Origin of the sequence: Mesorhizobium sp. M4B.F.Ca.ET.089.01.1.1 (assembly GCF_004022605.1) — a bacterium.
GTDB lineage: Bacteria > Pseudomonadota > Alphaproteobacteria > Rhizobiales > Rhizobiaceae > Mesorhizobium > Mesorhizobium abyssinicae.
The window spans coordinates 1-12,262 of sequence record NZ_RZOS01000150.1 but is presented as its reverse complement, the minus strand read 5'-3'; the positions used below and the strand labels follow the sequence as shown (position 1 = coordinate 12,262).

14 protein-coding genes are annotated in these 12,262 nt (G+C 65.1%); 5 read left to right on the top strand and 9 right to left on the bottom strand.

The window, feature by feature from the left end:
- On the bottom strand, positions 1-365 hold a 365-nt coding region (locus EN780_RS16130), incomplete at its 3' end, for an MFS transporter (RefSeq protein WP_128274691.1).
- A gap of 116 nt (positions 366-481) precedes the next feature.
- On the opposite strand from EN780_RS16130, the gene EN780_RS16125 reads away from it, so the two are divergent.
- Entirely contained in the window at positions 482-1,402 is a 921-nt protein-coding gene (locus tag EN780_RS16125) for a LysR substrate-binding domain-containing protein (RefSeq protein ID WP_128274690.1), read from the top strand.
- Between the two features lie 224 nt (positions 1,403-1,626).
- On the opposite strand, the gene der is transcribed toward EN780_RS16125, so the two are convergent.
- A complete protein-coding gene (der, locus tag EN780_RS16120; RefSeq protein ID WP_127284883.1) occupies positions 1,627-3,054 on the bottom strand; it encodes a ribosome biogenesis GTPase Der in 1,428 nt (475 codons plus the stop codon).
- Between the two features lie 6 nt (positions 3,055-3,060).
- Entirely contained in the window at positions 3,061-3,726 is a 666-nt protein-coding gene (locus EN780_RS16115; RefSeq protein WP_127284884.1) for a tetratricopeptide repeat protein, read from the bottom strand.
- Between the two features lie 203 nt (positions 3,727-3,929).
- Here EN780_RS16115 and EN780_RS16110 point away from each other — a divergent pair, with 203 nt between their 5' ends.
- Complete coding sequence (locus tag EN780_RS16110; protein WP_127284885.1) at positions 3,930-4,931, top strand: polysaccharide deacetylase family protein; 1,002 nt, start codon at positions 3,930-3,932, stop codon at positions 4,929-4,931.
- A gap of 25 nt (positions 4,932-4,956) precedes the next feature.
- Here EN780_RS16110 and sbmA read toward each other — a convergent pair whose 3' ends face one another.
- The 3 genes from sbmA to EN780_RS16095 form a co-directional block, all read right to left on the bottom strand.
- Positions 4,957-6,216 carry a peptide antibiotic transporter SbmA gene (gene sbmA / locus EN780_RS16105; protein ID WP_127284886.1) on the bottom strand — a complete coding sequence of 420 codons (1,260 nt, stop codon included), beginning with the start codon at positions 6,214-6,216 and terminating at the stop codon, positions 4,957-4,959.
- Between the two features lie 122 nt (positions 6,217-6,338).
- Positions 6,339-7,499 carry a YbfB/YjiJ family MFS transporter gene (locus tag EN780_RS16100; protein ID WP_128274689.1) on the bottom strand — a complete coding sequence of 387 codons (1,161 nt, stop codon included), beginning with the start codon at positions 7,497-7,499 and terminating at the stop codon, positions 6,339-6,341.
- Between the two features lie 105 nt (positions 7,500-7,604).
- Positions 7,605-7,808 (bottom strand): hypothetical protein, encoded by a 204-nt coding sequence (locus tag EN780_RS16095; RefSeq protein WP_127284888.1) that lies wholly within the window; start codon positions 7,806-7,808, stop codon positions 7,605-7,607.
- A gap of 97 nt (positions 7,809-7,905) precedes the next feature.
- Between EN780_RS16095 and EN780_RS16090 the strand changes: the two genes are divergently transcribed.
- From EN780_RS16090 to EN780_RS16080, 3 genes are all read left to right on the top strand, one after another.
- On the top strand, positions 7,906-8,820 hold the full coding sequence (locus tag EN780_RS16090) for a LysR substrate-binding domain-containing protein (RefSeq protein ID WP_189556582.1): 915 nt from the start codon (positions 7,906-7,908) through the stop codon (positions 8,818-8,820).
- A gap of 78 nt (positions 8,821-8,898) precedes the next feature.
- A complete protein-coding gene (locus EN780_RS16085; RefSeq protein ID WP_128274688.1) occupies positions 8,899-10,155 on the top strand; it encodes an aminopeptidase in 1,257 nt (418 codons plus the stop codon).
- 22 nt (positions 10,156-10,177) lie between these two features.
- On the top strand, positions 10,178-10,534 hold the full coding sequence (locus EN780_RS16080; RefSeq protein WP_128274687.1) for a DUF488 domain-containing protein: 357 nt from the start codon (positions 10,178-10,180) through the stop codon (positions 10,532-10,534).
- Positions 10,535-10,745: 211 nt separating this feature from the next.
- Here the strand turns inward: EN780_RS16080 and EN780_RS16070 are convergent, their stop codons facing one another.
- The 3 genes from EN780_RS16070 to EN780_RS16060 form a co-directional block, all read right to left on the bottom strand.
- Complete coding sequence (locus EN780_RS16070) at positions 10,746-11,099, bottom strand: ArsC family reductase (protein WP_128274685.1); 354 nt, start codon at positions 11,097-11,099, stop codon at positions 10,746-10,748.
- A gap of 231 nt (positions 11,100-11,330) precedes the next feature.
- Positions 11,331-11,684, bottom strand: coding sequence for a nuclear transport factor 2 family protein (locus EN780_RS16065; RefSeq protein WP_127393099.1), 354 nt, complete (start codon positions 11,682-11,684; stop codon positions 11,331-11,333).
- Positions 11,685-11,834: 150 nt separating this feature from the next.
- A partial coding sequence (locus EN780_RS16060; protein WP_281035368.1) for a ketopantoate reductase C-terminal domain-containing protein occupies positions 11,835-12,262 on the bottom strand: 428 nt, incomplete at its 5' end.

The following is a 12,262-nucleotide window of genomic DNA, read 5'->3' as shown; positions in this document are numbered from 1 at the left end:
TTTGTCGGTACGACGAGCATCGCCATGACGAACAGCCATGCCGCCGTCGCGCCGAGCCCGGCCAACAGAACGCGACGATCGCCCCAGCGATCGGTGAGCACGCCCCAGGGCAGTTCGCTGAGCGCGACGCCGAGGCCAAGAAGGCCGAGCGCGAGGCCGAGCGAGGCATTGTCGAGCTGATAACCCTGGCGCATCACCACCGCGGTGGCCGGCACGCCGGAGAAGGTCGCGGAGAACCCGGCATTGGCGGCGACGCCGATGCCCAGCACCTTCCAGCGATGGTTGGGTCCGAAGGTTCGGCTGGCAGTGCCGGAATCGGCTTTGGCAGGTGGCCTGCAATCGGTGCGTGTGACGATGACGGACATGGTTCCATTCCCGTGGCGGCCGGCTGATCGGCTTGACGAGCGTGATGTAGCGCCGTAGCTTCGTCCATAAAATCAGGAAGTTCTTGACAAATGATCCTGAAAATAAGGACGATACTATGCGACGCGTCACGTTCGACCTCGACGTTCTCAGGACATTCGTCACCGGGATGGAGCTGGGCAGCTTCGCCAAGGCCGCCGAGAGGCTCGGCCGTTCGACCTCGGCCGTCAGCGCACAGCTGAAAAAGCTGGAAGAACAGGCGGCGACGCCGATCTTCCGCAAGTCCGGGCGCGGGCTGGCGCTGACCGAGGCCGGCGAGACCATGCTCGGCTATGCACGCCGGCTGCTCGAACTCAACGACGAGGCGGCCGCCGCCATTCACGACGTCGAGCTGGAAGGCTGGGTGCGGCTCGGCCTGCAGGAGGATTTCGGCGAGGCGGTGCTGCCGGAGGTGCTCGGCCGCTTCGCGCGCGGCCATCCCAAGGTCAGAATCGAGGCGCGGATCGCGCGCAGCCACGAGCTTGCCTCGCGGATCACCCAGGGCAGCCTCGACATTGCCCTCGCCTGGCACAATGGCGCGAGCCTGCCCTACAGCCTGCACGTCGCCGACGTGCAGATGCGTTGGATCGGGCCGGCAAAGCCGATCGAGCTTGGCTCGCGCGGCGGCGACGCGCTGCCGCTGGTGGCGCTGGAGGCGCCCTGCCTGCTGCGCACGGTGGCGACCGAAACCCTCGACCGCGCCGGCCTGTCATGGCGGATGGCCTTCTCCAGTCCCAGTCTCGGCGGCATCTGGGCGGCGGTCGGCGCCGGTCTCGGGCTGACGATCCGCACCGATATCGGCCTGCCCGCCAATGTCAGGGCGATGGCGTCCGGGACGCTCGGGCTCCCTGCCCTGCCGAAGATGGCGCTGGTGCTGCACCAAAAGGACGCTGAGCTCGACCCGGTCGCGGCGCGGCTGGCGGAGATATTGCTGCAGGCGGCAGTGGAGGCGCTGCCGGAGGCAGTGCGAACTGGCGAAGGGTTGCGAGAGGTCGCTTAGGTGTGCCGCGCCGTTCGTCATCCACGGGCGTAGCGACGCGAAGCGGAGTGTAGACCCCAGGATCCATGCCATTACTTCTACCGAGGAGTGCAACGGAGCAGAACTCTGCACCGTAGCGGCGCGTCTAAATCACGGCATGGATCCTCGGGTCTGCGCCGCGTCGCTTCGCTCCTTGCTCCGCCCGTGGATGACGACCGGAGGGACGCGCTGCCGACTCCAAAGCCTCAGCGCTTCTTCGCCCTGCCAGCAAACGGATTGTCCGAGGTGCGCAGCGCCATGCGGATCGGCACGCCGGGCATGTCGAAGGCTTCGCGCAGGCTGTTCGAGAGGTAGCGGACGTAGGACTGCGGCATCGCGTCCGGCCGCGAGCAGGAGACGACGAAGCCCGGCGGGCGGGTCTTGGCCTGCGTGACATATTTGATCTTCAGCCGACGGCCGGCGACGGCGGGCGGCGGGTGATGCGCAAGGATGCCTTCCAGCCAGCGGTTGAGCTTGCCGGTCGAGACGCGGCTGTTCCAGACCTTGTGCGTCTTGATGACGCTATCCATCAATTTGTCGAGGCCGCGCCGGGTCTCGGCCGACACCGTCACCGCCTGGATGCCGCGCACCTGCGGCAAGAGCCGCTCGGTCTTCTCGCGCAGTTCCGCCAGCAGTTCCTGCGGATTGTCGATCAGGTCCCACTTGTTGAAGGCGATGACCGGCGCGCGACCCTCGCGGATGATCAGGTCGGCGATCTGCAGGTCCTGCTTCTCGAACGGGATGGTGGCATCGAGCACGATGATGACGATCTCGGCGAAGCGGATGGCGCGCAGGCCGTCCTGCACCGACATCACTTCCAGCTTTTCGTGAATCCTGGCCTTGCGCCGCATGCCGGCGGTGTCGAACAGTTTTATCCGGCGGCCGCGCCAGTCCCAGTCGACCGAGATCGAATCGCGGGTGATGCCGGCTTCCGGCCCGGTCAGCAGGCGCTCTTCGCCGATCAGCGCGTTGATCAGCGTCGACTTGCCGGCGTTGGGGCGGCCGACGACGGCGATGCGCATCGGCTTGGTGTCGTCATAAACGGGCTCGGCATCGGGGTCGGTGATGTCCTCGCCGATCAGCACCTCGCTGGCGGCGATCTCCGCATCGTCCTGCTCGTCCTCGCCGAAGGCGCGTTCCTCGCCGAGCGCGGCGATCACCGCGTCGCGCAGGTCGGGCATACCCTGGCCATGCTCGGCCGAGACCGGGATCGGCTCGCCGAGGCCAAGCTCCCAGGCCTCCAGCATGCCGCCTTGCGCGCCGCGAGCCTCCGCCTTGTTGGCGACCAGCACCACCGGCTTGCCGGACTTGCGCACGACCTCGGCGAAGGTGCGGTCGTCGGGCAGCAGGCCGGACTTGGCGTCGATGGTGAAGAAGATCAGGTCGGCCTCGCGGATGGCGATCTCGGTCTGCTGGCGCATGCGGCCGGGCAGCGTCGAGGCGGCCGCGTCCTCGAAGCCGGCGGTGTCGATGACGTCGAAGAAAAGATCGTAGAGCTTGGCGGCGTGGACGCGGCGATCGCGGGTGACGCCCGGCGTGTCGTCGACGAGCGCCAGCTTCTTTCCGACCAGCCGATTGAAAAGAGTCGATTTGCCGACGTTAGGCCGGCCGATGATGGCGACTTTGAAGCCCATCCGGGGTCACGAGGCGTTGCCCGACCCGCGGATCAGCTCGGACATCAAGGTCGCCCGCTGGCGCGCATTGCGCGGGGCGCCGTCATCCGAAGCGATCTGGTCGAACAGTTTGAGCGCGTCCGCGGTCTTGCCTTCCTTCCAGGCGGCAAGGCCGAGTGCCTCGCGCGCGGTGTGGCGCAGCGTGTTGGTGTCGGCGGTGAGCGCCTCGACGCGGCTGGACACGTCTGCGAAAGAGCCGCTGTCGACGAGCAGCAGCGCTGCCCTCAGACGCGCCATGTCGCGAATACCCTGCGGGATGGCGTTGTCGGCCGCGACGTCGTCGAAATCCTTGACGGCGGCGGCGACGTCACCCTTGTCGGCCTTGACCGTCGCGGCGCGCATGCGGGCGAGCAGCGGATAGGCGCCGTAGCCGTCCTTCTGGAGCTGATCGAGGGCGGTGAGCGCCTCGTCGCTCTTGCCGTCATTGGCAAGCTTCAGCGCCTGCGAGAAAGCGTCGCCCGAGCGGTTGGCGCGGCTCTCGTCCCAATAGCGGTAGCCGACGACGGCGGCGGTGCCGAGCACGATCAGGATGGCAAGGCCAAGCAGCGCCGGACCAAAACGGTCCCACAGCGCCTGCGCCTGTTCGCGACGAATCTCTTCGTTGACTTCGCGGATAAAACTGTCGTCGGACATCAATCAAAACCATTGCTGCCCCGCACGGGGCGCTTCTTGAGCCCGCGTTTTAGCGAAATTTTGTCGGCATGGAAGGGGGCCGCCCGGAAAATCGGCGGATAGAGGATCGGACCCCGCAAGGAGCGCCCCGCCCGCCGACCGCACCCACGCCACATTTCGCCGCTAGCCGGTCGCCGACCGTCCCAATGCCCAGACCCTTGCCGATGCCCCGTCCATTCCTCGTTGCTGCGTCCAGTCTTGTCGCCCTCGCCCTCGCCGGCCCGGCGCTCGCCGACCCGCCGGCGCCGCCGGCCAAGCCGAAGCAGATCGTCATCATCTCCTTCGACAGCGCCCGCGAAATCTCGCAATGGCGGCGCAGCCGCGCCTTGGCCGAACGCACCGGCTCGCATTTCACCTATTTTCTGTCCTGCGTCTTCCTGCTGTCGCCGGAAACGCGCAAGGACTACACGGGGCCGGGAAAGAGCGCCGGCAAATCGAACATCGGCTTTGCCGCGTCGAAACAGGAGGTGGCGGAGCGGCTGGAGCAGATCAACCTGGCCGCCTCGGAAGGCCATGACATCGCCAGCCATGGCTGCGGCCATTTCGACGGCAAGGGCTGGAGCAAGGCCGACTGGCTCGCCGAATTCGCCGCCTTCAAGCACATTCTGGAAAACGCCTATTCGATCAACGGCATCGCGCCGGAGCCGGCCGGCTGGCATGATTTAGCACGACATGCCGTGACCGGTTTTCGCGCGCCGTACTTGTCGGCGAACAAGGCGCTTTACGAGGCGCTGCCGCAGGCGGGCTTTGAGTATGACGCCAGTGGCGTCTCGAAAGGCCCTGCCCTGCCGCCGGAGAGAGGCGGCACTACGCGCTTTTCGCTGCCGCAGATTCCGGAAGGGCCGAAGTCGAGGCCGGTAATCGCGATGGACTACAATCTCTATGTCCGCCATTCCGGCGGCTTCGAGAAGCCGAGCATGGCGGCGGAGTTCACGGAGCGGAGCTACCGCGCCTTCCGCGCCGCCTTCGACAGGCAGTACCAGGGCAAGCGCATCCCGCTGGAGCTCGGCTTCCATTTCACTCAGATGAACGGCGGCGCCTACTGGGACGCGCTGGAGCGCTTTGCCGGCGAAGTCTGCGTCATGCGGCAGGTCGAATGCATCAGTTTTCGCGATTATGTCGGGCGCCAGCGCGCCGGCGAGCGGCAGGCAACGGTCGGCGGCTGAGCCGCCTCGCGCCCTGCCCGAACTGTCAGGCCGGATCCTCCGCGCTTTGCCTTGCCAGATAGCGCTGGTCGATATCCGGCAGCGGCTCGCCCTGCAGCGTCGCCTCGAAGGCGCGCAGGCGCTTATGCACTGACTGCAGTTCGACGATGGTCGACCATGAGGTGAGCAGGAACTGCAGCGATCCCGTGACCTTGCCGAAGGCGTTCGAGATCTGGTTCAGCGCGCCGAAGGTGATCTTGTGCGCCACCAGCGAGGGGCCGAGGATCAGCAGCGAGAAGATGTTGTCGGCCTGCAGGTAGGTGTAACGGACGACATTGAAATAGATGTAGTGGAAATAGAGCCTGAAGTAATTTTGACGGACATTGGCGAAGAGCTCGGCGGTGGTCGCCGGCTGTGCCCTGTCGGCATGATCCTCACCGTAGACCAGTTCCTTGCGATAGGCGGCCTCGACGCGCTGGTTGCGGAACTGCAATCCCGGCAGCTTCAGGCCCGCGACCATCACCGAAATCGTGCCGAACAGACACCAGGCAAGTGCTGCGACAACCAGCGGCTGAGGGACCGCTCCGACGATCGGCAACTCGGTGATATGGGCCTGCAGCTGGATCATGACCGGCAGGAAGGCGATCAGCGTCATGATCGACTGGACGAAGCTGGAACCCAGATCCTCCATGATCTGCGAGAAGCGCATCGTGTCTTCCTGGATGCGCTGCGAGGCACCTTCGATATGCCGCAACCGGCCCCAGTTCGCCACGAAATAGTCGTTCATCGCCGTGCGCCAGCGGAAGATCCAGTGACTGACGATGAAAGCGTTGACGACCTGCACATTCATGCCGACCAGCGCCAGCCACGAGAAGTCGGCCAATCCTAGGTAGAACTCGCTGTCGGTCGACTTTCCCGTGCCCGACATCAGGCCCTGCACATAGTCGAAGAACGGACCGTACCAGGCGTTGACGGCGACGCTGACCTGAACGTTGAAATAGATGAAGAACAGGATGACGGCCGTCATCAGGATCGACCAGTTCTGCCAGGGATGCGGCGAATACCAGGCCCAGAACGCGTAGAAGGCGGCCACACAGAAAACGAAATAGAGATAGAACCACAGGAACGGCTTCGACCACAGCACGGCGATGCCGATGATCGGCGGCGCGCCGGCGGCTGCAGGCGGCAGGCCGATCAAGGCGCCCAGTTGCTCACCACCGAAGAACCAGAACAGGATCGCGGCAAGGCTCCAGACGGCGGCCGAGGTGAAGAAGAGCTTCGGCTGCGGGAAGAAGGATACGAACACTGTGGCGGGTTCCTCGGTCGAATCGCTGATCGGCGGTATTGCTGCTCGGCGGGCATAAGGTCACACATTAGGTGGAAAGAAAATGCCCGCGCCTAATGCCCGGCACCGAGCAAGACCACAAATCATGGCGATTTTGGCGCAGCCGACCAGGCGACGACGGCGGAGACGAGCAGGACGACCGCCGCCATGATCGAGGCCGAGACATAGTTGCCGGAGGCTTGCGCGAGCAGTCCGGCGGCGATCGGGCCGATGATCTGGCCAAGGCCGAAGGCGGCGGTCATCAGCGCAAAGATGCGGCGCGGCGCTTGCGGTGCAAGCTGCCTTGCCGCCTGCAGGCCGAGCGCGGTGATGGCGATGAACGTGCCGCCCAGCAGAACGCCGGCCAGCAGAGGCCCGACATAGCCGCCGACAACGACGCTTGCCGCGACGCCGACCACCTCGATCAGGCAAGCGAGTACGTAGGCTGGGTAAAGACCGAACCTTTCGGCGACCTTCTGCCACAGCCAGACGGACGGAACACCGGCAAGGCCGGTGACCATCCAGACCATGGCCTCGAACACGCGCCCGCCGCCGCCCTGGCGCACGATGGCGACGAGGAAGGTCGCGGTCACCACATAGCCGAAGCCGAACAGGCCGTAGGCGACAATCATCTTGAGCAGCGACCGGTGCTTCGGCAGTGCGGGCTCGCGGCCTTCGGCGCCGTTGATGGTCGATGTGGTGCCGGCAAGCAGGGCGACCGCGACGAGACCCAAAGCGGAGATCGCCGCCGCCCACAGCCAGCCCGCCGGCCAGCCGGCATGGCCGGTGACGAGAACGGCCATCAATGCCGAGGAAATCGCGATGCCGAGCCCGACGCCGCCGAAATGCAGCGCCTGCAGATCGCCGCGGCCGGCCACGGCAAGATGACTGAAGACGATCGAGGCCATGAAGACCATGACGAAGGCGCTGGCGAGACCGGCAAGAAAGCGGATGGCGAGAAAGACCGCGATCGTGTCGCCGAGGCCCATCAGGGCGGCGAGCAAGGCGCTGGCGGCAAGGCCCGCGAACATCAGCATGCGCTCGCGCCCATGCGCCCAGCCGCCGGCCGCGGCGAAGGCGCCGACGAGATAGCCGAGATAGTTGGCGGAGGCGATCCAGCCGGCGTCGGCCGGCGACAGATGCAGTTCCTCCATCATGCCGGGCAGGATCGGCGTGTAGACGAAACGGCCGATGCCCATGGCGACAGCCATGGCGAGCATGCCGGCCAAGGCAAGCCGCAAGGGCGATGGCGAGGCGGTTTTCATTGCGGCGCACAATAAGTGTGCGAGGCAGCAAGACAATGCGCTTGTGTTGGGCCAGTTCGGAATGCCGATGGCGCTTGCCCGCCAGCTGGAAACAGTTCGATTGTCTTACCGACAGCCTGGGCGCGCCGTCTCGTGATCTGTGCGCCGGGCCGTCAGCCGGAATGGGACATCGCCCAGTTCGCGCTCCGACATGGTGTCGAATACAGGATGCGACAACGGGTCGACGATCCAGCGGGTAATCTCGCCGTCATGGCGGTTTCGCCGTGCGTCATCGGCGGAAAAGACCTTGAGCAATGATAAAATCTTCATCGAATTGCCTCCAATGGTCGGGCTTCAGCCTTAAAAATCAGCCTTTTCGTGCCGGGTTTCAATTGAGATTTCCCGATTGCCGTTTTAGAAAATCTACATGACTGTGCTGAACCGCGTCCATCTGAACGGCCTGCGCGCCGTCGAAACCGTCGCCCGGCTGGGCTCGCTCGCGGCGGCGGCCGGCGAGCTCAACGTCTCGGCCAGCGCCGTCAGCCAGCAGATCAAGCGCACGGAAAAGCAGCTCGGCCAGGCGCTGTTCGAACGCACGCCGGGCGGCCTTGTTCCGACGGAGTTCGGCGCGGTGTTCACGGCAAGGCTTGGCGCCGGCTTCCGCGAACTGGCGCAGGCGGTGGCGCTGGCCGACGAGGCCAGCCAATGCACGCTGGTGGTTTCGGTGGCCCCGGCCTTCGCGTCGAAATGGCTGCTGCCGAGGCTGTCGCGGCATTTCGCCCGGCATCCGAACGTGCTCTTGCGCATCGACGCCTCGGGTCGGGTCGCCGATCTCGATCATTCTGACATCGATATCGGAATCCGGATGGGCGTCGGCAAATGGCCAGGCGTGCAAGCAGAACTGCTTCTGGCGCAGGAGGTGTTCCCGGTCTGCGCTCCGTCGATCGCAGCCAAGCTGCGCGCCATCGAAGACCTGGCGCAAACCTGCGCCATCACCGACGAGCGGTCGATGATCAGCTGGGACAGCTGGTTCGCGGCGGCCGGCGTCGAGCCGGTCACCTTTCTCAAGGGGGCACGCTTCACCGATCCAATGCTGTGCCTGGAATCGGCGATCGCCGGCCATGGCGTCATGCTTGCCTGGCAGTTGCTGACCGCCGACGCGCTGGCAGATGGCCGGCTGGTCGCGCCGTTCGGCGTGCGCGCCGAGAGCGGGCTTGGCTACTGGATGGTGACCTCGGCGACAAAAAGCGAGAGTCGCAAGGTGCGCGACTTCAAAGCTTGGATACGCGAGGAAATCGCGGCGACCATGGCGCAGTTCCGGTCGCTGGACAGCGCCGCCTGAGCCAGTCGATCCTTGTGGAAAGGCTAGCCCTGCCGGTCTATGTATGGGCCAGACCCCACAATCACGGCAGGCAGGATCATGACCACACATTCGCGCAGCGTTGCAGCAACCATCGACCCGGTGAAGCTCGACAGGCTGGCCGAAGTCGCCATCAAGGTCGGGCTGCAGTTGCAGCCGGGACAAGACCTTGTGGTGACGTCGTCGATCGCGGCCCTGCCCTTGACGCGGCGCATCGTCGAGCACGCCTACAAGGCCGGCGCGGGGCTGGTGACGCCGATCTTCAATGATGACGAGATCACCCTGGCGCGCTTCCGCTACGGCGCGGACGCCGGCTTCGACCGTGCCGCCGGCTGGCTCTATGAAGGCATGGCGAAGGCCTTCTCCAACAATGCGGCGCGGCTTGCCGTGCGCGGCGAGGACCCCTCGCTCCTGTCGGCGCAGGATCCGGCCAAGGTGGCGCGCGCCAACAAGGCGAACTCGATGGCCTACCAGCCGGCGCTGGAGAAGATCACCGGCTTCGACATCAACTGGAACATCGTCGCCTATCCCGACCTTGCCTGGGCCAAGCAGGTGTTCCCCGGCGATGCCGACGACGTCGCGGTGGCCAAGCTCGCCGATGCGATCTTCTCGGCCTCGCGCGTCGACGTCGAGGATCCGATCGGCAATTGGAAGGCGCACAACGCCGCGTTGGCCGAGCGCACGAAATGGTTGAACGAGCACAATTTCCATGCGCTGCATTTCACCGGGCCGGGCACCGACCTGACCGTCGGGCTGGCCGAAGGCCATGAATGGATGGGCGGCGCCTCGACGGCCAAGAACGGCGTCACCTGCAACCCGAACATCCCGACCGAGGAGGTGTTCACCACGCCGCATGCAAGGCGGGTCTCCGGCCACGTCTCCTCGACCAAGCCGCTCTCCTACCAGGGCACGCTGATCGACGAGATCTCGGTGCGCTTCGAGGAAGGCCGGATCGTCGAGGCCAAGGCTTCCAAGGGCGAGGACGTGCTGAAAAAGGTGCTCGACACCGACGAAGGCGCGCGCCGCCTCGGCGAGGTGGCGCTGGTACCGCATTCCTCGCCGATCTCGAAGAGCGGGCTCTTGTTCTTCAACACGCTGTTCGACGAGAACGCCGCCTGCCACATCGCGCTCGGCCAGTGCTATTCGAAGTGCTTCGTCGACGGCGCCTCGCTCAGCCAGGACGAGATCGCCGCGCGCGGCGGCAACAAGAGTTTTATTCACATCGACTGGATGATCGGCTCGGACAAGATCGACATTGACGGCCTCGGCAAGGACGGCAGCCGCGTGCCGGTGATGCGTAAGGGCGAGTGGGCCTGAGGTTTCCGAACCCGGAGGTATGATGGCCTTCGATATTGCCGTAACGCGCGTCTATGAGGCGCCGGCGAAAGCGGACGGCCAGCGGGTGCTGGTCGACCGCATCTGGCCGCGCGGCATCGCCAAGAAGGATGCCGCGCTGACGCTATGGCTGAAGGAGATCGCGCCGAGCGACGAACTGCGCAAATGGTTCGGGCACCAGCCGGAACGCTGGGCGGAGTTTCGGAAGCGGTATTCGGCGGAACTGGATGGGAATGGCGAGGCGGTGGCCCAGCTGCACGCATTGCTCGGCAAAGGCAAGGTGACGCTGCTCTATGGCGCACATGATGAGGCGCACAACAATGCGGTGGCGCTGGCGGAGTATTTGCGAGCCCAAGCATGAATGCTGAGACGTCGAGTTCCTTCGCCCCCCTCTCTGGCCTGCCGGCCATCTCCCCCTCAAGGGGGGAGATCAGCTGTCGCGCCGGCTTTCGCCAAATCGCCAACGTCGCAGGAATGAGCGACGTGCCAAAGCTGCCAATCTCCTCCCTTGAGGGGGAAATGTCCGGCAGGACAGAGAGGGGGGCGAAGGAACGCGGCGTAAGCAGTCGAGCCTACTTCCCGCCAACCGCCTCCTCATAGACCTCCGGCTTGAACCCAACCAGGATGCGGTCGCCCACCTCCAGCACCGGTCGCTTGATCATCGTCGGCTTGGCCAGCATCAGCTTCTTCGCCTTCTTCTCGTCGAGCGTACCCTTCTCCTCGTCGGGCAGTTCGCGAAAAGTCGTGCTCCCCTTGTTGAGCAGTTTTTCCCAGCCGACCTTTCCGACCCAGCCGTTCAGCCTCTCCGCCTCGATGCCCTCGGCCCGGTAGTCGTGGAAGCGGTAGGCGACGTCGCGGCTCTCCAACCAGACGCGCGCCTTCTTGATCGTGTCGCAGTTGGTGATGCCGTACATGGTGATCGTCAAAACAGACCTCGGGCAGATGGGTTCGCGAATCTGACGACAAGCTAGGCCCGCCCTGCCCGCTTTGCCAGCGACTTAGGCCGAGCTTCCTTGACGGCTGGGGCACGGTTGCCGATGCGGACCATGCGAGGACGATTTGAGACATCACATGGCGGCCAGCATGTCATCCCAGCCGCCATGCCTGACTTTAACCGTGCGCGATGCGAGCCCTGGAGGCTGCTGGAATTTCACGCTTCAATAATAAAAACGCTCTTCGCTGATCTTGCCGTTCTTGACCGTATAGAGGCCAACCTCATCCATGGTGACGCGCTCGCCGGTGGATTTGGGCGTTATGTCGAACTTGAAGCGCAGCGCGAACTGGTCGCCATTGACATAGGGGCCGTCGACCGAGCCGCCGTGAACCTCATGGTTCGCCTCCCACCACTCGCCCTTCTGCTTGACGGCTTCCTTGCCGCTGCAAACAGCCATCGGCCCTTCCATGGCCTCATAGCTGACGATGTCGTCGGCATTGTATCTCGCGGCAGCGCTGTGGCTGTCGCCCTGCTTGAGGAGTTCCGTGAAATCCTTGGCAATTTCAGCAGTGGTCATGACTTCCTCCTGTTCAGACCAGTCGCAGGTAGGGGGTCGACTGCTCGGCTGCTACCGCCGGCCTGTCCCACAGGTGACAATTCGTGTCAGGAGAGACAGGTCCAGCTTGCAGCGATTTGAAATGCTCGCATGGCGACCAATGCGTCGTCCTTACAACGGGGCATAACAGCCGCGCTCGATGGCCAGCCGCCGCACCAGCGCCAGCACGCTGTCGATGGCCGGCGTCGGCTTGCCGGTCAGGCGGCCGAGTTCCTGCACCGCGCTCACCAGCGCGTCGATCTCCATGGGGCGGCCGCGCTCCAGATCCTGCAGCATCGAAGTCTTGTGCTCGCCGACGTCGCCGGCGCCCTTGATGCGCTTGTCGACGGGGATCGGAAAGCGGACGCCGAGGCTTTCGCCGATCGCTTGCGCCTCCAGCATCATGGCGCGGGCGAGCGCGCGGGTGCCGTCGTCGGCGACGATCGCCGCCAGCGTCGAGCCGGTCAGCGCCGATATCGGGTTGAAGGACAGGTTGCCCCACAGCTTCACCCAGATTTCGCTGCGGATGTCGTCGCGCACCGGCGCCTGCAGCCCGGCCT